The sequence below is a fragment of the Luteibacter sp. UNCMF331Sha3.1 genome (assembly GCF_900109915.1).
In the GTDB taxonomy this organism is placed as follows: Bacteria; Pseudomonadota; Gammaproteobacteria; order Xanthomonadales; family Rhodanobacteraceae; genus Luteibacter.
This window is the reverse complement of record NZ_FOBU01000002.1, coordinates 192,601-210,282: the sequence shown is the minus strand read 5'-3', so window position 1 is coordinate 210,282 and position 17,682 is coordinate 192,601. Positions and strand designations below refer to the sequence as shown.

The 17,682-nt window shown below is 66.8% G+C and carries 18 protein-coding genes; 1 reads left to right on the top strand and 17 read right to left on the bottom strand.

From position 1 onward, the window contains the following. Window positions 1–2: 2 nt before the first annotated feature. From queE to BMX32_RS09120, 17 genes are all read right to left on the bottom strand, one after another. A complete protein-coding gene (gene queE, locus BMX32_RS09200) occupies window positions 3–695 on the bottom strand; it encodes a 7-carboxy-7-deazaguanine synthase QueE (protein WP_089977719.1) in 693 nt (230 codons plus the stop codon). Window positions 696–698: 3 nt separating this feature from the next. After that, window positions 699–1,541, bottom strand: a complete 843-nt coding sequence (ybgF, locus tag BMX32_RS09195) for a tol-pal system protein YbgF (RefSeq protein WP_170843620.1) — start codon at window positions 1,539–1,541, stop codon at window positions 699–701. Between the two features lie 3 nt (window positions 1,542–1,544). Continuing rightward, entirely contained in the window at window positions 1,545–2,054 is a 510-nt protein-coding gene (gene pal / locus BMX32_RS09190; RefSeq protein ID WP_089977717.1) for a peptidoglycan-associated lipoprotein Pal, read from the bottom strand. Between the two features lie 239 nt (window positions 2,055–2,293). Continuing rightward, complete coding sequence (tolB, locus tag BMX32_RS09185) at window positions 2,294–3,610, bottom strand: Tol-Pal system beta propeller repeat protein TolB (RefSeq protein WP_089977713.1); 1,317 nt, start codon at window positions 3,608–3,610, stop codon at window positions 2,294–2,296. Between the two features lie 124 nt (window positions 3,611–3,734). Beyond that, on the bottom strand, window positions 3,735–4,679 hold the full coding sequence (locus BMX32_RS09180; protein ID WP_089977711.1) for a cell envelope integrity TolA family protein: 945 nt from the start codon (window positions 4,677–4,679) through the stop codon (window positions 3,735–3,737). Then, on the bottom strand, window positions 4,666–5,118 hold the full coding sequence (gene tolR, locus BMX32_RS09175; protein ID WP_089977708.1) for a protein TolR: 453 nt from the start codon (window positions 5,116–5,118) through the stop codon (window positions 4,666–4,668). The genes BMX32_RS09180 and tolR overlap by 14 nt, the downstream gene beginning before the upstream one ends. A gap of 8 nt (window positions 5,119–5,126) precedes the next feature. Next, entirely contained in the window at window positions 5,127–5,810 is a 684-nt protein-coding gene (gene tolQ, locus BMX32_RS09170; RefSeq protein ID WP_089977703.1) for a protein TolQ, read from the bottom strand. A 32-nt stretch (window positions 5,811–5,842) separates the two neighbouring features. Next, the gene (gene ybgC, locus BMX32_RS09165; RefSeq protein WP_089977700.1) at window positions 5,843–6,247 is read right to left on the bottom strand and encodes a tol-pal system-associated acyl-CoA thioesterase; all 405 of its coding nucleotides are present in this window, start codon (window positions 6,245–6,247) and stop codon (window positions 5,843–5,845) included. Then, window positions 6,244–7,284 (bottom strand): Holliday junction branch migration DNA helicase RuvB, encoded by a 1,041-nt coding sequence (gene ruvB / locus BMX32_RS09160; protein WP_089980156.1) that lies wholly within the window; start codon window positions 7,282–7,284, stop codon window positions 6,244–6,246. Before ruvB ends, ybgC begins: the two co-directional genes overlap by 4 nt. A gap of 157 nt (window positions 7,285–7,441) precedes the next feature. Further along, entirely contained in the window at window positions 7,442–9,343 is a 1,902-nt protein-coding gene (locus BMX32_RS09155) for a potassium transporter Kup (protein ID WP_089977697.1), read from the bottom strand. 3 nt (window positions 9,344–9,346) lie between these two features. Further along, complete coding sequence (ruvA, locus tag BMX32_RS09150) at window positions 9,347–9,943, bottom strand: Holliday junction branch migration protein RuvA (RefSeq protein ID WP_089977694.1); 597 nt, start codon at window positions 9,941–9,943, stop codon at window positions 9,347–9,349. After that, window positions 9,940–10,461 (bottom strand): crossover junction endodeoxyribonuclease RuvC, encoded by a 522-nt coding sequence (gene ruvC, locus BMX32_RS09145; RefSeq protein WP_170843619.1) that lies wholly within the window; start codon window positions 10,459–10,461, stop codon window positions 9,940–9,942. Before ruvC ends, ruvA begins: the two co-directional genes overlap by 4 nt. A gap of 44 nt (window positions 10,462–10,505) precedes the next feature. Further along, window positions 10,506–11,252: a YebC/PmpR family DNA-binding transcriptional regulator gene (locus tag BMX32_RS09140; RefSeq protein ID WP_089977689.1), complete on the bottom strand. Its 747-nt coding sequence runs from the start codon at window positions 11,250–11,252 to the stop codon at window positions 10,506–10,508. An 83-nt stretch (window positions 11,253–11,335) separates the two neighbouring features. Next, window positions 11,336–11,968: an esterase/lipase family protein gene (locus BMX32_RS09135; protein WP_089977685.1), complete on the bottom strand. Its 633-nt coding sequence runs from the start codon at window positions 11,966–11,968 to the stop codon at window positions 11,336–11,338. Between the two features lie 2 nt (window positions 11,969–11,970). Next, window positions 11,971–13,740 carry an aspartate--tRNA ligase gene (gene aspS / locus BMX32_RS09130; RefSeq protein ID WP_089977681.1) on the bottom strand — a complete coding sequence of 590 codons (1,770 nt, stop codon included), beginning with the start codon at window positions 13,738–13,740 and terminating at the stop codon, window positions 11,971–11,973. 96 nt (window positions 13,741–13,836) lie between these two features. Then, on the bottom strand, window positions 13,837–14,382 hold the full coding sequence (locus BMX32_RS09125) for a DUF3011 domain-containing protein (RefSeq protein ID WP_089977678.1): 546 nt from the start codon (window positions 14,380–14,382) through the stop codon (window positions 13,837–13,839). 129 nt (window positions 14,383–14,511) lie between these two features. Next, window positions 14,512–14,823, bottom strand: a complete 312-nt coding sequence (locus BMX32_RS09120) for an FmdB family zinc ribbon protein (RefSeq protein WP_089977675.1) — start codon at window positions 14,821–14,823, stop codon at window positions 14,512–14,514. Between the two features lie 391 nt (window positions 14,824–15,214). On the opposite strand from BMX32_RS09120, the gene BMX32_RS09115 reads away from it, so the two are divergent. Next, window positions 15,215–17,641, top strand: a complete 2,427-nt coding sequence (locus tag BMX32_RS09115) for a TonB-dependent receptor domain-containing protein (RefSeq protein WP_089980152.1) — start codon at window positions 15,215–15,217, stop codon at window positions 17,639–17,641. Window positions 17,642–17,682 lie beyond the last annotated feature (41 nt).

Here is a 17,682-nt window from a genome sequence, read left to right as displayed (position 1 = left end):
TTTCAGTGGCCCGCGGCGTCGTTCCACAGCAGCTTGTGCAGCTGTAACTGGAAACGCACCGGCAGGCGTTCGGCGATGATCCACTCCGCCAGTTCGCGCGGTTCGACTTTCGACCACACCGGGGAGAACAGCACCATCGCCTTCCGGTCGATGCCATGCTCACGCACGGCGTCACGCGACCATTCGAAGTCGGCGCGGCTCGCGATCACGAACTTCACCTGGTCGTGCGGCAGCAGATGATGGAGGTTGGCCCAGCGATTGCGCGCGCTTTCGCCGGAATCCGGCGGCTTGAGGTCCATGACCTTGCGCACGCGTGGGTCGACCTTCGAGACGTCGAGCGCGCCGGAGGTCTCCAGCGACACCTCGTAACCCGCGTCGCACAGCTTGCGCAGGAGGATGAGGCAACGCTTCTGCGACAGCGGCTCGCCGCCGGTGACGCAGACGTGTCGCGCACCGTGGCGGGCGACCTCCGCGAGAATCGCGTCGATGTCGTGCCACTGGCCGCCGTGGAACGAGTACTCCGTATCGCACCACACGCAACGCAGCGGGCAGCCGGTCAGGCGAACGAACACGGTGGGCCAGCCGATCGCGTCGGCCTCGCCCTGCACGGAGTGGAAGATCTCGGTGATCCGCAGCCGTTCCGCGACGGGCGCGACCGGCGAGACTTCCGCCGGGGTTGCGGTGTTGCCGTTCATCGCTTAGTTGGCCGTCTGGCGCTGCAGACGACGCAGGCGTTCCTGTGCGAGACCCGCGGCCTTCGTGCCGGGATACTTGGCCGTCACCTGCTTCAGGGTCGCGATCGCGGCGTCCTGCTGCTTCAGTTCGATCTGGCAGTAACCGACCTTGAGGAGGCCGTCCGAGACCTTGTCGCTCTGCGGGTACTGCTTCACGAGGCGCTGGAAGGCCTCGATGGCGACCGGGTAGTTCATGGTCACGTAGTACGACTCGCCCAGCCAGTAATAGGCATTGGGCGCGAGCGGGCTGTCCGGGTACTTGACGAGGAAGTCGCGAAAGCCGCGCGACGCGGTGACGTAGTCGCCGGCGCGCAGCGATTTGAACGCGGCGTCGTACGCGGCCTGCTGGTCACCGCTGGCGGGCTGGGACGGCGCGCTCGCGGCGACCGCGGGTGCGGCGGCGGAAGCGCCAGCGACGGCGGCGGCCGACGGATTCGGCGTCGACGGCGGCGGGCTGGAAGCGGCGGGCTGGCCCTGAGGCGCCCCACCCTTTTCGATACGACCCAGCCGCGAATCGAGGTCCGCGTACTGCGCCTTCTGGGAATCCTGGAGTTGCTGGTTCTGGTGCTGGAGCTCTTCGATCTGACCCTGCAGCTGCGATACCTGCTGCTGGAGATCGTTGACCTGGTTCACCAGGGTCGTGGTGCCGGCCTGCGCCTGCGACTGCTGCTCGAGCCGCGACACGCGGTCGGCAAGGCTGAGACGGGTGTCCTGGGCGAGGGCTGGCAGGGCAAAAAGCGTGGCGGACGCGATCGCGCCCGCCACGCCAAGCCTGGCCATGATGCTGGTAGCCAGAGTCTTCTTCATTACTTACTTCGCGGTGTAGACGATCTCAACGCGACGGTTCTTGGCCCAGCAGTCTTCGTTGTGCTCGCGGCACACCGGCTTTTCCTTGCCATAGCTGGTCACGTTGACCTGGCCAGCCGAACCGCCAGCAGCCTGGAGGGCGCTGGAGACGGCATTGCCACGACGCTCGCCGAGGCCCAGGTTGTACTCACGCGTGCCGCGCTCGTCGGTGTTGCCCTCGAGGGTCATGGCCGACTGCGGACGGTCCTGCAGGTACTTGGCGTGGCAAGCGATGATCTGCTGGAATTCCGGCTTCACGTCGTTCTTGTCGAAATCGAAGTACACGACGCGCTGACGGAGGCAGGCATCGGTATCGAGATCCGACGGCTGGTACTTGCCATCGTTGGTGGGAGCCTGGGTCGTGGCGACCGGCTGCTGTTCCGGCATCGGAGCCGGCTTGGTGTTCTTCTTCGAGCACGCGGCCGCGCCAACGCAGAGCAGGGCAGCCAGGGTGACGGTAACGGTCTTATTCATGGGACGTTCCTTCAACAGTTGAGTTCCGACAGTCGGTTTTCGTTTCGGGACAGCACCGCCGGTTGTCCGGCTGTTTTTCTACTTACATCTATGCCGACGGGTGCTGTCCCGCACCCGTCGTCTTTCTTGCCGGTGGCTGCCCTAAAGCCGCCGCCGCTAGAACGCTGTTCGCAGAAAAGGCGCGACATCGTCGCGCCAATCCTGCTTTTGCCGGTGTCGCCGCCCGCGAGGGCGCGCCATCAGCGCTGTCGATAGGGTCCCCACGACGGTTCGCGCACGTCGCCGTCCGAGAGGACGAGCCGCTGGCGTACCAGACCGTCTGCCGAAACCGCATACAGGACGCCGCGCGTACCCTGCGATGCCGCATAGAGCAACATGCTGGCGTTGGGCGCGAAGCTGGGCGAATCGTCCACGTTACCCGGGGAAACGAAGCGCACCTGTCCACCCAGACTACGGTCCATGATGGCGATACGATACACGTTCCCGTTGCCCTGCACCATCGCAATCTGCTTGCCGTCGAAGCTCACCGAGGCGCTGGCGTTGAAGCCGCCCTGGAAGGTCAGACGCTGGGCGGCGCCGCCCGCCGCGGACATCTGGTAGAGCTGCGGTTTACCCGAGCGATCGGACGTGAAAATGATGCTCTGGCCGTCCGGGGTGAAGGTCGGCTCGGTGTCGATCGCGAAGTTGTTGGTCAGGCGGGTTTCGGTGCGGCTGCCCACGTCGATCACGAAGATCTCGGGGTTGCCCACGTACGACAGGCTGACGGCGAGCTTGCTGCCGTCGGGCGACCAGGCCGGGGCGCTGTTGATGCCGCGCGGGTGCGAGGCGATCAGGCTGCGCGAGCCGGTGTTGATGTTCTGCACGTAGACGGCCGAGTTGCCGCTTTCGAACGACACGTAGGCGATCTTGCTGCCGTCCGGCGACCAGGCGGGACCCAGCAGGGACTCACGCGAGCGGGCGACGACCTGGGGGTTGAAGCCGTCCGAATCGGCGACGATCAGCGAATAGGTGGTGTTGTTGCCGACGCCGACTGCCGTGATATAGGCGATGCGGGTCCAGAAGGCGCCACGGACGCCGGTGATCTTTTCATAGATCTGGTCGGCGATCTGGTGCGCCACGCCGCGGAGGTCGCCGGCCGGCGCCGTGAACGACTGGGCCAGCAGGCTCTGCTGCTTGTTGACGTCCCACAGCTCGTAATCGACCTTGATCATGCCGCCGCCGGCGTCGCTGATGCGGCCGATGGTCAGGTAGTCCTGCTTGAGCAGGCGCCACGTGGCGAACTTGATGTCCGAGCCCTGCGACGGGGTCTCGACGATGTCGGCCTTGTCGAGCGAGCGGAACTTGCCCGAGCGGTTGAAATCGTTGCGGATGACATCGGCCACATCGGTCGGCAGCGGCGCGCCGCCAGCCTGGGCGAAGGGGACGACCGCGATGGGCGTCGCCGTCTTCAGGCCGCCGACGATATCGACGTTGAGGGACTGTGCGGCGACCGGGCCGGCCGCGAAGCCGGTCAGCGTGACCAGGAGGATGGCGAGGCGGGAAAACATTCTGCGCATGGGCTGGTTCATTGCGACCTGGAGATGGGGGACGGCGGCGAAATGTTAGCGCGACGGTCGCTTCCTGCGTGACCGTTAAATGAACCACCCCACCCCGGCACGCGGCCGGGACGGGGCGCGCACATCATTGCGGCCTGAACGTGAAGGTGAGGTTGCGCTGGAACACGTCCTCGAACCCCTGATACGGCAAGGGCTGGGCGCGCAACACGGCATTTTCGATCGAAGCACGCCCGGTGGCGTCGTACGGGCAGCTGGAGTCGACCTTGGCGCTCAGCACCTGACCGCCCGGCACCTGCACGATGTGCACCTGGCACGACGCGTTGGGCATGTTGTCCGGGCGCAGCCAGTTGCTCGTGACCGAGTTCTGGATCGCCGCGAGGTACTGCCCCAGCTTGCCCGTGTCGCGACCGTTGGTACCCGACTGCTTCTGGTCGGCCGGCGGGAGGTCCGGCAGGCCGTCGTCCTTGGCGTTCTGCAGGTCCTTCAGCTGCTGCTCCGCCTGCTTCTTCGTGGTGTCGGCCTTCTTGGTCTGGGCCTTCGCCGCGTCGAGCTGCTTGAAGATGTCGTCGATCTGCTTCTGCTTTTCTTTCTTTTTCTGTTCCTGCTCGGCGTCGAGCTCGGCCTGGCGCTGCCGCTGTTTCTCTTCCTGCAGCCGCTTCGCGTCCTCGGCCTTCTGCACCGCGTCGTCGACGACCTCTTCCTGGTCCTTGAGATCCGGCTGCTTGGGCGGCGGCGGAAGCGTCTCGACCTTCGGCTTCTCGGGCTGAGGCGGCGGCGGGGTCGGTGTCACCGGGGGCGGCGGCGTGGTGTCCGGCGTCGGCTTGACCTTGGTGGCCTTCGGCGGCGGGCTGCCCGTGGGGCCGACGAGTGTCGCCTCGATGATCTGGCCGGGCAGCTCGAGCGGCGCCGGGCACTTCAGCGGGTTCCATTCGGCCGGCAGGCCGAGCGCCTCCGCCCATTTCTCGTAATCCGAGCACGGGATGATGGCGAGGCCCAGGAAGGCCACGATCGCGACGTGCAGGAGCGCGGCGAGGACGACCGCGCGGGGCGTACCGTTACGGTTTTCCATTCTGCGCGCCCGACTCCGGCTGGCTCATCAGGCCGATCTTGGAGACGCCCGCTTCCTGGAGGATCGGGAGGATCGAATAGACCTTGCCGTAGCCGACGCGCTGGTCGCCGGCCACGAGCACCTGCAGCTCGGGGTTGGCGTTGTGGAACGCCGTGATCTTGGTCCTGAACTCGTCCGCGCTCACCGGCTCGCGCTTCGCGCCATTGGCGGTGAGGTAGATCTGGCCCGCCTCGTCGACGGAGACGACGACGGGGTCCTTCTTGTCCTGCAGGGACTTGGCCTTGGTCTGCGGCAGCTGGATGTCGACGCCGAGGTTCATCATGGGCGTGGTGACCATGAAGATGATCAGCAGCACGAGCATCACGTCGATGTACGGCACGACGTTGATCTCGGATTTCAGCTTCCGCTTGTGTCGGCGGTAGACGTTACGCGTGGCCATCGTGGGGCTCAGGCCACTTCGTCGGAGTGGATCTGGCGCTGCAGGACCGAGGAGAACTCTTCCTGGAACACCTCGTAACGCGATGCGATGCGCTCGACCTTGTTGGCGTAGCGGTTGTAGGCCCAGACGGCCGGAATGGCCGCGAACAGGCCCATCGCCGTGGCGATCAGGGCTTCGGAGATGTGCGGGGCGACGACCGAGATCGTCACGTCCTTCATCTCGCCCAGGCCCTGGAAGGCGCCCATGATGCCCCACACCGTGCCGAACAGGCCGACGTACGGGCTGATCGAACCGACGTTGGCGAGGAACTCGAGGTTCTGCTCGAGCTTGCCGATCTCGCGGGTGCCGGCCACGCGCATCGCGCGCTCCGAGCCCTCCATCACGCGGTTGGCGTCGGTCACGCGACGCTGGCGCTGGCGCGCGAACTCGCGGAAACCGGCCTCGAACACGTTCTCGATGCCGTGCTGACCGTCGCGGTTGCCCACTTCGCGGAACAGCGCGGCGAGGTCGCCACCCGACCAGAAGCGGTCTTCGAAGGTCTCGGCGTTGTCGTGAGCCGTCTTCAGCTGGCTGTACTTGCGGATGATGATCACCCACGACAGGAACGAGAACACGAGCAGGAGGAGCATCACCAGTTGCACCGGCAGGCTCGCTTCCGCGACCAGCTTGAAAATGTTCAGTCCACCGTTCATCGCTTGCAGGCTCTCCGCCGGGTATCTGGGCTTTAGGTAAAGGGGAATTCGGTTGGGAACAGACCCGGGGGGATCTGGGCCGGACGCATCGTGTCGAGGTTGACGCACGCCGCGCGCACCCTGGCGCGCACGAGCGACTCGTCCCCCCGCACGATCTCCTGATCGAACAGCATACTTGCTGAACGGCGCTCTTTGACGGCCACGGTCACCCGCAATTCATCATCCAGACGGGCCGGCCGCAGGAAATCGAGGTGCATGTCGCGCACCACGAAGCCCAGCGAGGTCGTCTCGCGCAGGGCCAGCTGGTCGATGCCCTGGGCGCGGAGCCATTCCGTCCGGGCCCGCTCCATGAAGCGGACGTAGTTGGCGTGGTACACGACGCCACCGGCGTCCGTGTCCTCCCAGTAGATGCGCACCGGCCAGCCGAACACGCTCATGCGTCGTCCTGGAACAGGTCGGGGGTCGCGGCCTGGCGCGGTGGGGGATTGAGCCCGAGGTGGCGCCAGGCCTTGGCCGAGGCCATGCGACCGCGCGCCGTGCGGATCAGGTAGCCCTGCTGGATCAGGTAGGGCTCCACCACGTCCTCGAGGGTGCCGCGATCCTCGCTGAGCGCCGCGGCGAGAGATTCCACGCCGACCGGGCCGCCGTCGAAGCTGTTGATGATGGTGCCCAGCAGGCGACGATCGAGGTCGTCGAACCCCTCGGCATCCACCTTGAGCATGTCGGTCGCCGCGCGCGCCAGCTCGTGGGTAATGCGCCCGTCGCCACGTACCTCGGCGAAGTCGCGCACGCGGCGCAGCAGCCGGTTGGCGATACGCGGCGTGCCGCGCGAACGGCGCGCGATTTCCACGGCGCCCTCGAGTTCGCACTCGATGCCGAAGATGCGCGCGGCGCGGCGGACGATCGCCGTCAGCTCGTCGACGCTGTAGAACTCCAGGCGCTGGATGATCCCGAAGCGATCGCGCAGCGGGCCTGTCAGCAGGCCGGCGCGGGTCGTGGCGCCGATCAGCGTGAACGGCGGAAGATCCAGCTTGATCGAGCGCGCCGCAGGGCCCTCGCCGATCATGATGTCGATCTGGAAGTCCTCCATCGCGGGATAGAGCACTTCTTCCACCACGGGTGACAGCCGGTGGATCTCGTCGACGAAGAGGACGTCGTTGGCCTCGAGGTTGGTCAGCAGCGCCGCGAGGTCGCCGGCGCGCTCGAGCACGGGGCCGGACGTGGAACGCACGTTCACGCCCAGCTCGTTCGCGATCACGTGCGAGAGCGTGGTCTTGCCCAGGCCGGGCGGACCGAAGATCAGCACGTGATCGAGCGCGCCGCCGCGACGGCGTGCCGCCTCGATGTAGATGCCCATCTGCTCGCGCACCGTCTGCTGCCCGAGATACTCGGCCAGTCGTTTGGGACGGATGCTCGCCTCCAGCGCCTCGTCGTCCATGGCGGCGGCAGAGGAAATGATGCGGTGTTCGGACATGGCGCACATTATGGCAGGTCTTCGCGGGCCCACGGACCACGTCGCGCGCTGGTCAGCGAATGACCAGCGCAACGCAAGTGGTTGACCGCCAAGCCCGCAACGGACTTGTCCACACGGTTATGCAAGGTGTATCCACATCGCGTGTGGATAACCCCGGTCAGATCTCGACCTGCGCACCCAGTTCGATCAGGCGATTGCCCGGGATCTGGAAGAACGCGGTCGCCGGCAGCGCGTTGCGGGCGAGGAACGCGAAGAGCTTGTCGCGCCACATCGCCATGCCCGGCCGCCGGACGTCGGCGACGATGGTTTCGCGGGACAGGAAGAACGTCGTGTCCATCATGTCGAAGTCGAGGCCCTGCGAACTCGCGCGCTGCAACGACAGCGGGATGTTCGGGTCTTCCGCGAAGCCGTAGCGGAGCTGCAGGCCGTAGAAGCCACTGCCGTATTCGATCACTTCCATGCGCTCGTCGTAATCGGCGACCGGCGTCTCCAGCATTTCCACGGTGAGCAGCACGTTTCGCTCGTGCAGCACCTTGTTGTGCTTGAGGTTGTGCAGCATCGCGTGCGGCACCGAGTTCTGGTTCGCCGTGAGGAACACGGCCGTGCCGGGAACGATCACCGGCGGGTGGTCGGAGATATTCGCCACGAACGGTTCGAGTGCGAGGCCCGACTGCTTGATCTCGCGCACCACGAGGTCCCTGCCCCGCCGCCACGTGGTCATGACGGTGAAGATCACCACGCCGAGCACCAGCGGGAACCAGCCGCCGTGCGCGATCTTCAGCGCGTTGGCGCCGAAGAACGCGAGGTCGGTGATGAGGAAGATGATGCCGACGGTGATCACCGCCGACCAATGCCAGTTCCAGCGGCGACGGGCGACGACGAGCGCCAGCAGCGTCGTCATGGTCATGGTGCCCGTCACGGCGATGCCGTACGCGGCGCCGAGGTTGTTCGACGAGCGGAAGCCGATGACCGCGAGGACCACCAGCACCAGCAGCAGACGATTCACCCAGGGCACGAAGATCTGGCCGGACATCTCGTGCGAGGTGTGCACCACCGCCATCCGCGGCGAATACCCCAGCGACATCGCTTCGCGCGTCATCGAGAACGCGCCCGAGATCACGGCCTGCGAGGCGATGACCGCCGACGCCGTGGCAAGCGCGATCATCGGATACAGCAGGTCCTCCGGCACCATCTTGTAGAACGGATTCTCGATCGCGGCCGGGTTGTGCAGCAGGAGCGCGCCCTGGCCGAAATAGTTGATCAGGAGCGCCGGCAGCACGAAGAAGAACCATGCGAGGCGGATGGGCTTCTTGCCGAAGTGCCCCATGTCGGCATAAAGCGCCTCGCCGCCGGTGAGCGCCAGCACCACGCCACCCAGTGCGATGAAGGCCTGCTTGCCGTGTTCCATGAAGAAGCGCACGGCGTAGGCGGGGTTGAGCGCCCAGAGCACCTCCGGGTGCGCGATCAGCTGCCGCAGGCCGAGCCACGCGAGCACGAGGAACCAGACGGTCATGACCGGCGCGAACGCCTTGCCGACGATCTCGGTGCCGTGGCGCTGGATGGCGAAGAGCACCAGCAGGATGACGAGGCAGATGGGCAGGATGTAGGTGTCGAGTTGCGGGGCCGCGACTTCGAGGCCCTCGACGGCCGAGAGCACCGACATGGCCGGCGTGATCACGCCATCGCCATAAAAGAGCGATGCGCCGAAGATGCCGATGGCGGCGAGCACCCAGCGTGCGCGCGGCGAGCCGCTGACGCTGCGCTGGGCCAGCGCCATGAGCGCCATGATGCCGCCCTCGCCCTTGTTGTCCGCCCGCATCACGAAGGTGACGTATTTGAGCGAGATCACCATCAGCAGCGACCAGAAGATCAGCGAGAGCACGCCGAGCACGGCCATCGGCTCCGGCGTCATGCCGTGCGTGCCGAGCGTTTCCTTCATCGTGTAGAGCGGGCTCGTGCCGATGTCGCCGAACACGATGCCGATGGCACCGAGCGCGAGCGCGGCGAGTTTCTTGCCGTGCGCGTTCTGCAGCTCTTCGGCGGGATTGTGCTGGCCCATCTGTCAGGTTCCCAACGCGGCGCGGAGCGCCTTGCGGATGATGGCCTCGGCGGTGTCGCCGTCGGAGGCGGCCTTCTGTACCAGGCGCGAGGCTTCCACGGGCTTGTACCCCAGTTGCTGCAGGGCGACGGTCGCCTCGCTGACCGGATCGGCGGGTGCCGCCTCGCCGACCACGCTGGCCGGCAGGCGAACGCCCACGGCATCCACGCGATCGCGCAGCTCCACCACCATGCGCTCGGCGGTCTTCTTGCCGATGCCCGGGATCTTGGTGAGCGCAACGACGTCGCCCGCATGCACGAGTCGCGACAGCTCGTCGGTCGCCACGCCCGAAAGCACGGCCAGCGCGATCTTCGCGCCGATACCGCTCACTTTCAGCAGATGACGGAACATGGCGCGCTCGGCTTCGCGAAGGAAACCGTAGAGCGACACACCGTCTTCCTTCACCGCGTAATGGGTGAGGAGGACGACTTCCTTGCCCGTCGCCGGGAGGTCGTAGATCGTCGACATCGGTGCGTCGACGTCGTAGCCCACGCCACCCACCTCGATGAGGAGCGACGGCGGTTGCTTGCTGATGAGGGTGCCACGCAGTCGGCCGATCATCGGCGACGTCTCCAGGCCGTGCGCGGGATACCCACGCGTTCGATACTGGACCGGGTATGCGCATGGGCGATGGCGATCGCCAATGCGTCGGCCGCGTCCGCCTGTAGCGGACCCTTGATGCCGAGGATCATCCCGATCATGTGCTGGACCTGGGTCTTGTCGGCGCGGCCGGTACCGACCACCGCCTGCTTGACCTCGGTCGCTGCATATTCGTGCACGACGATTCCCTGGCTGACCACGGCACAGATGGCCGCGCCGCGCGCCTGGCCCAGTTTCAGGGCCGAATCCGCGTTACGCGCCATGAAGACACGCTCGATCGCGGCTTCCGCCGGACCGTGCGTACCGATGATGCCGCAGACTTCGTCAAAGATGCGTTTCAGGCGCAGGGGAAAGGTCGCCTCGCCCGCCACCACGAGCGCGCCGTGCCAGACATGGGCGATGGCGCCGCCGGGCGCCACGTCGATGACGCCGACGCCCGTGCGCTGACTACCCGGGTCGATGCCGAGGATACGAATCATGACGTCGGGGTCGTGGCGCGCGTGGCGAAGGAGGCCCTAGGGCCTCACTCGTCGTCCGCTTCCTGCGGCAGGATGGCGTTGTGGTAGACCTCGTCCACGTCGTCCAGGCTGTCCAGGCGGTCGAGCAGTTTCCGGAACTGCTCCAGCGCTTCGCCGGTCGGGGTGACCAGCGGGCCATTGGGGTGCATCACCACGTCGGAGCTGTCGACCTCGAAACCGGCGGCCACCAGCGCCTTGCGCATGGCTTCCACCGCGATCGGGTCGGCGGCGAGCAGCACCGTGCCCACCCCGTCGGCGATCACGATGTCTTCCGCGTTGTTCTCGATGGCGGCTTCTTCCAGCCGGCCCTCGACGTCGGCGTCGCCACCGGTGTGGACGACCACCTGGCCCACGCGGGTGAACTGGAACGCCACCGAATTGGTGGTGCCCATGTTGCCGCCGAGCTTGTTCAGGGCCGCGCGCACGTCGGCGACGGTGCGGGTCTGGTTGTCGGTGACGCAGTCGATGATCAGCGCGGTACCCGCCGGGCCGTAGCCCTCGTAGCGGATCTCGTGCATGTCGGCACCGCCGTCGGCACCCGAGCCGCGCTTGATCGCGCGCTCGATGGTGTCCTTGGTCATGTTCGCCGCCAGCGCCTTGTCGACGGCGGCGCGCAGGCGCGGGTTGCCGTTCGGATCGGGCACGCCGCCACGGGTGGCGATCGTGATTTCGCGGATCAGCTTCGTGAACACCTTGGCGCGCTTGGCGTCTTCGGCGTTCTTGCGACCTTCGATGGAAGGGCCTCTACCCATGTTCGTTTCCTGGCGGTACCGGAAGGACTAGGGGCGGGATTCTAGCGGAATCGCGACATGACCTGTAGGAGCTATCGGTGGGATCACGCCGCCGTGTCGAACCGCCCTTCCCTGAGAAACATCACCGCCTGGCGAGCGACGTCGGCCGAAACCAGCATCCCCGTGTGGCTGGTTTCCAGCACGCAGTGGGCGGCGAGGCCGGGAAGACGCGTCTCTTCGACGCCCACGGAGCCGTCGTGCTCGGCGCCGACGTCGCCCACCAGCGATCCCAGTCCCATCGGCTGGCGACCAGCGATGACGCCGACTTCGCGGCGGCCGTCCCAGCGGTCTAGGCCGTGCTCCAGCAATTCCTTCGATCGTCCCAGCAGCACGTCGCCGCCCCAGCGGTGGGTCAGTCCGCGCGCGGCGCCGCTACCGGCGAGCGGCGAGCCGAGGCAGACGATGCGGCCATCGGGCAGATCGTCGTCGCGGCATGCGAGCAGGGCAAGGATGCCGCCGAGGCTGTGGCCCACCACGTGGACCGGACCCGGTGCCAGCGCACGGATGCGTTTGCGCAGGCGCGCGATGGCCTGTTCGGGCGGCGCCGCCACGCTCATGTATTCGAACTGGTGAACGCGGAAGCCCTCGTCGCGCAGGCGACGGTGAAGCATCGCCATGGCGAAGCCACGCATCCACAGCCCGTGCAACAGCAGAACATCGGGCTGTGGAAGATTCATCGTCAGGCTTTCGCCGGCTCCGCGGCCACACGCACGTGCAGCTCCTTGAGCTGGGGCTCCGACACGGCCGACGGTGCGTCAGTCATGAGGTCCTGCGCGCTGGTCGTCTTCGGGAAGGCGATGACGTCGCGGATGGATTCCGTGCCGGCCATCAGCGCGGCGATACGGTCGACGCCGAACGCGAGGCCGCCGTGGGGCGGCGCGCCCATGCGCAGCGCCTTGAGCAGGAAGCCGAACTTCGCTTCCGCCTCCTCCGCACCGATGCCGAGCAGCTCGAACACGGCGCTCTGCATTTCCGGACGGTGGATACGGATCGAACCGCCGCCGATCTCGTTACCGTTGAGCACCATGTCGTAGCCGCGACTGACCGCCACTGCCGCGTTCGCACGGAGGTCGGCGATGTCGTCGATGTTCGGCGCGGTGAACGGATGGTGGAGCGCGACGAAACGCTGCTCCTCGTCGTCGTACTCGAACATCGGGAAATCGGTGACCCACAGCGGCTTCCAGCTGTTCTCGACCAGGCCGCGGTCGCGGCCGACCTTCAGGCGCACGGCGCCCATGAAGTCGGTGACGGTCTTCCAGCGACCCGCGCCGAAGAACACGATGTCGCCATTGGCGGCGCCGGTAAGCGCCAGCACCTGCGCCAGCGCCGCGTCGTCGAGGAACTTCGCCACCGGCGAGTTGATGCCGTCGCGGCCCTTCGCGAGGTCGTCGACCTTCAGCCAGGCGAGCCCCTTCGCACCGTAACGGCCGGCGAACTCGGTCAGGCCATCGATGTCCTTGCGCGAGAGCTCGGCACCGCCGGGCACGCGCAGCGCGGCCACGCGGCCGGCCGGATCGTTGGCAGGCTCGGCGAACACCTTGAACTCGATGTGCCTGACCGCGTCGGCGACGTCGACCAGTTCCAGCGGGTTGCGCAGATCCGGCTTGTCGGAACCGAAGCGACGCATCGCCTCGGCGTAAGTCATGCGCGGGAAGGTCGCGTCGAGTTCGACATGGCGCACTTCGCGGAACACATGGCGGATGAGGTTCTCGACGAAATCCTGCACGTCGCGCTCTTCCACGAAGGCGAACTCGAGGTCGAGCTGGGTGAATTCCGGCTGGCGATCGGCGCGGAGATCTTCGTCGCGGAAACAACGGGCGATCTGGTAGTAGCGGTCGAAGCCCGCCATCATCAGGATCTGCTTGAAGAGCTGCGGCGACTGCGGCAGCGCGTAGAACTGGCCCGGATGCACGCGGCTCGGCACGAGGTAGTCGCGCGCGCCTTCCGGCGTGGCCTTGGTGAGGATCGGGGTTTCGATGTCCTGGAAACCCGCGGTATCCAGGTAGCGGCGCAGTTCGCGCACCAGCGCGGCGCGGGTGCGCATCATCGCCTGCATTTCCGGGCGGCGCAGGTCGAGGTAGCGGTAGGTCATCCGCATGTCCTCGTTCGGCGTCTCGTGCAGCGCGAACGGGAGGTCGCGCGCGGCGTTGAGAATCTCGACCCTGTCGGCCAACAGCTCGACGGTGCCGGTCTTCAGCTTGTCGTTGGACGACAGGCGCTTGCGGATCTGGCCGGTGACCTTCACCACGTACTCGTAACCCAGCTCGCCGGCCACGGCGAAAGCATCGGCGTTGTCGCGCTCGATCACGACCTGGGCCAGGCCCTCGTGGTCGCGAAGATCGACGAAAGCGACGTGGCTCTGCAGGCGGAGGGTATTGACCCACCCGCAGAGGGTGACGTCCTGGCCGATCAGCGACTCGTCGATGAGGCCGCAAAAATGGGTGCGCATGCGCTTGGAGCTCCGGCTACCGCGAGGCGGTCAATGCGTTGGAAAAGACCCCGGATCGTACCACGAGCCGGGGCTCCCACGTGCCGGAGAGCGGCCTCAGCGGCCGATGTCGAACTTGCCGCGGCAGCCGTGATCCGCCCAGATCAGGTTGCGGTCGAAGCCGTAGCTGTAGCCTTCGCGGCACGGGGCCTTCGAGGTCTGCTCGACGAGCCGCGCGCCCCGGCCCACCGGCCAGCGGCAGTACACACGCTTGTTGTCGTTGCTGTCGCAGCTGACGATCTGCCCACCGCCGCCACCCGGCCGACCGCCGCCCCAGCCGGGGTGGTGATCGTCGTCGTCCCAGCCGCCGCCCGGACGTCCACCGCCCCAGCCGCGGGCTTCCTGGAAGATGCCTCGGCAGCCGTCGTCGACCCACAACCCGCCCCGATCCATGTCCCAGGTGCGGCCGCGGATGCAGTCCGTCTTCGAGTCCTGCCGAACGAGACGCGCGTCGCGCCACGGCACGCGGCAGTAGGACCGACGCCCATTGTCGCTGTAGCAATTGACGGTGTCGCCGCCCCGCTGCGCGTGCGCCGCGGGCGCGGCCGTGAAGGCGGCGGCGCCGAGCGCGATCGTGGCGGCCAGTCCCAGTATGCGTTTCATGCCCCTACCTCCGATGTGTGTGGCGCAAAACTATCGGAGGAATACGAAACGATGTTTGAACGGATCGCAGGAATCTGCCGATCATGCGGGCCGGCCGCCGCGCCGGTCATCCGGCGTTGGCAGGCGAGCTCAGTCGGACGAGGCCTTGCTGCCGCTCGCGGGCGCTGGCGACGGTGCCGGAGCGGGCGCGGCCGCGGGCGCGGGGCTCGCCGCGGGCGCGCCGGTCGAACCTTCGACGAGGTTGCGCTTGCGGTCGCCGTCCTTCTTGAAGTCGGTTTCGTACCAGCCACCACCCGCAAGGCGGAATTGCGGCGCACTCAGCATCCGGCCGACACGTGGCTCGCCACAGCTCGGGCACACGGCCGGATCGGCGTCGGAGATCTTTTGCAGCCGCTCGAAACGATGACCGCAGGCCTGGCACTGGAATTCGTAGATGGGCATGGAAAGAGGTCCTCGGATGTCACAGCCGGCCATTATCGGGTGGCACCGGCCCTTTTCAATGCACGATCGGCGCCCGCGGCATCGCGATAGCCGCCGGCGGCAGCCATCTTTTTGCTTGCACCAAAATGGAGAGAAAAGCGATTTTTATGCCAAGCCCTTGATTCATGGTCTGCTTCCGCATCTTTTCCCCTCGTTGGCGCAAAGCGAAACCGTCTTATTGACGCATCGCAACAGGCCTGCCTAAGTTGGATTCCAGCACGGCCGCCGGCCGTGTCGCGGGGTGTGCCGCGCCCCGCGTGACGACGAGCTCGCCCTGGGGAACCTACCGATGACGAAAGGCACGACCCTCCGACGCAAACCCGCCAGCCGCTGGCTACCTACCCTCGGCCTCATGATCGTGACACCGGGCTACGCGCAGGACGCCAGCCCGCCGCCGCAGGCGAGCGAGGCACGCCAGCTCGACCAGGTCGTCGTGACCGGCACCCGCTCGACGACGCGTACCGAAGCCAGTTCGCTCTCCCCGATCGACGTACTCACGCCTCGCGACCTGACGGCCACCGGCAGCACGGAACTGGCCACGGCGCTGGCCCGCCTGCTCCCCTCGCTCGATTTCCCGCGCCCCGCGATCAACGACGGCAACGACGCGATACGTCCGGCGAGCCTGCGGGGCCTGTCACCCGATGCGACCCTGGTCCTCGTCGACGGCAAGCGCTATCACACCTCGGCGCTCGTCAATTACAACCCGTCCGTCGGCCGCGGTTCGGCACCGGCCGACCTGAACTCCATTCCCATCTCGGCCATCGACCACATCGAGGTCCTGCGCGATGGCGCCGCGGCGCAGTACGGTTCCGACGCCATCGCTGGCGTGATCAATATCGTGCTCAAACACGGCGCCGCCGCGGGCTCGAACCTCATCACCGCCAACGGCGGCATCATGGACAAGGGTGACGGCGCCACCAACGGCATCGACGGGTCCATGGGCATCGATCTCGGCGGCAAGGGCGCCGATGCGAAGGGCTGGCTGCGCGTGGCGTGGAATTACCAGAACGCGATGAACACCCACCGCGCCGCCTCGGTCGGTCTGTTCACGCCCGAGGAGGCGGCCGACGGGAACATCGCGCACCAGCGCTACGGCGACCCCGCGATCAAGACCTACCAGGCGCTCACCAATTTCCAGTACGCCGTGGCGCACAACGTGGACCTCTATGGCGTGCTCAGCCTGAGCCGCCGCGATGTGACCTCGAACGGTTACTACCGCGGCGCCACGAACGCACGCAACGTGCCGGAGGTCTATCCGGACGGCTTCCTTCCGCAGATCGTCAACCATACGAACGACAGCACCGCCATCCTCGGCGTGAAGGGCACGACCGATGGCGGCTGGCGCTGGGATGCGTCGGGCAACTACGGCATCAACTCGCTCGTGTTCGACGTCGCCAACAGCATCAACACCAACCTCTTCTACTCCACGGGCCATTCGCCGACGTACTTCAACGCCGGCACCTTCAAGAACTCGCAAGCGCTCGCCAATGTCGACATCGGCAAGGATTTCAGCGTGGGCTGGCTGCCCAACCCGCTGACGCTCGCGTTCGGCGGCGAGTACCGCAGGGAGAAGTACCAGATCGACGCAGGCGATCCGGATTCGTACTACTTCAACCCGGCGACGACGATTCCGGGCACCGACGCGCCGTACGCAGGCGGCGCGCAGGTCTTCCCGGGTCTTCCGCCGTCCGCCGCGGGAAGCTTCACCCGGCACAGCGAGGCCGCTTACGTCGATCTCGAAACCGATGTCACCGACCGCTTCTCCGCCGGCGTCGCCGGACGCTACGAGCATTACAGCGACGCCGGGTCGACGCGCTCGGGCAAGGTGTCCATGCGCTACCAGTTCACGCCGGCGTTCGCGCTGCGCGGCACGATCTCCAACGGCTTCCGTGCTCCCTCGCTCGCGCAGCAGAACTACCAGTCCGTCGTGACCATCATCGATCCGAGCACGGGCCAGCTCGCGCAGACCGGCACCTACCGCACCTCGGATCCCGCGGCGGTCGCCCTCGGCGCGAAGGCGCTGAAGCCCGAGAAGTCCGCCAACTACGGCATCGGCGCCGTGTGGGAGCCGATCGCAAACCTGAGCGCCACGCTGGACGTGTACCAGATACGCATCTGGAACCAGATCCTCTACTCCGACACCATCAGCCTCACCGACCCCGTGCTCGCCGCGTACTTCAACAGCGTCGTGCCCGGCCAGCAGGTCACCGCCGTGCAGTACTTCGCCAACGCCGCGACCACGCGCACGCGCGGCGCGGACGTCGTGATCAACTACCGCATCCCCACGACGAACGCCGGCGAATTCAACCTGATGGCCAGCGGCAACTACAACAAGGTAAAGGTGCTCGACGTGGCCGCTACCCCGGCCATCCTGCAGGCGAACGCGTCGGAGGGCATCGAGCTGTTCGGGCGGGCGAGCCAGGGCCTGCTGACCCGTGCCACGCCACGCACTAAGTTCGTCCTGGGCGGCGACTGGTCCCTGGCCAGCTTCCGCGCGCACGCGGACCTCACGCGGTACGGCACCGTGACGCGCGTGACCACCGATGCGTCGACCGATCAGACGTTCGCCGCACGGTGGCTGCTGAACACCTCCGTGGGCTACACGCTCGACGCGTGGAGCGTCACGCTGGGTGTCGACAACGCCACCAACCAGTACCCGACGCGCGTCAGTCCCACCAACACCGGCGAGGATTATTTCAGCGGCCTGCAGTACTCGTCGCTATCGCCGTTCGGCTTCAACGGCCGGTACTACTACGCGAAGGTCGGCTTCCGGTTCTGAGTGCAAGGCGCGAATGGCCATCGTGCGCGGACGCACGATGG

Excerpts from the sequence above, each read along its gene's own strand:
- queE (WP_089977719.1), bottom strand. The coding sequence starts at position 695 with ATGAACGGCAACACCGCAACCCCGGCGGAAGTCTCGCCGGTCGCGCCC.
- ybgF (WP_170843620.1), bottom strand. The coding sequence starts at position 1,541 with ATGAAGAAGACTCTGGCTACCAGCATCATGGCCAGGCTTGGCGTGGCG.
- pal (WP_089977717.1), bottom strand. The coding sequence starts at position 2,054 with ATGAATAAGACCGTTACCGTCACCCTGGCTGCCCTGCTCTGCGTTGGC.
- tolB (WP_089977713.1), bottom strand. The coding sequence starts at position 3,610 with ATGCGCAGAATGTTTTCCCGCCTCGCCATCCTCCTGGTCACGCTGACC.
- BMX32_RS09180 (WP_089977711.1), bottom strand. The coding sequence starts at position 4,679 with ATGGAAAACCGTAACGGTACGCCCCGCGCGGTCGTCCTCGCCGCGCTC.
- tolR (WP_089977708.1), bottom strand. The coding sequence starts at position 5,118 with ATGGCCACGCGTAACGTCTACCGCCGACACAAGCGGAAGCTGAAATCC.
- tolQ (WP_089977703.1), bottom strand. The coding sequence starts at position 5,810 with ATGAACGGTGGACTGAACATTTTCAAGCTGGTCGCGGAAGCGAGCCTG.
- ybgC (WP_089977700.1), bottom strand. The coding sequence starts at position 6,247 with ATGAGCGTGTTCGGCTGGCCGGTGCGCATCTACTGGGAGGACACGGAC.
- ruvB (WP_089980156.1), bottom strand. The coding sequence starts at position 7,284 with ATGTCCGAACACCGCATCATTTCCTCTGCCGCCGCCATGGACGACGAG.
- BMX32_RS09155 (WP_089977697.1), bottom strand. The coding sequence starts at position 9,343 with ATGGGCCAGCACAATCCCGCCGAAGAGCTGCAGAACGCGCACGGCAAG.
- ruvA (WP_089977694.1), bottom strand. The coding sequence starts at position 9,943 with ATGATCGGCCGACTGCGTGGCACCCTCATCAGCAAGCAACCGCCGTCG.
- ruvC (WP_170843619.1), bottom strand. The coding sequence starts at position 10,461 with ATGATTCGTATCCTCGGCATCGACCCGGGTAGTCAGCGCACGGGCGTC.
- BMX32_RS09140 (WP_089977689.1), bottom strand. The coding sequence starts at position 11,252 with ATGGGTAGAGGCCCTTCCATCGAAGGTCGCAAGAACGCCGAAGACGCC.
- BMX32_RS09135 (WP_089977685.1), bottom strand. The coding sequence starts at position 11,968 with ATGAATCTTCCACAGCCCGATGTTCTGCTGTTGCACGGGCTGTGGATG.
- aspS (WP_089977681.1), bottom strand. The coding sequence starts at position 13,740 with ATGCGCACCCATTTTTGCGGCCTCATCGACGAGTCGCTGATCGGCCAG.
- BMX32_RS09125 (WP_089977678.1), bottom strand. The coding sequence starts at position 14,382 with ATGAAACGCATACTGGGACTGGCCGCCACGATCGCGCTCGGCGCCGCC.
- BMX32_RS09120 (WP_089977675.1), bottom strand. The coding sequence starts at position 14,823 with ATGCCCATCTACGAATTCCAGTGCCAGGCCTGCGGTCATCGTTTCGAG.
- BMX32_RS09115 (WP_089980152.1), top strand. The coding sequence starts at position 15,215 with ATGATCGTGACACCGGGCTACGCGCAGGACGCCAGCCCGCCGCCGCAG.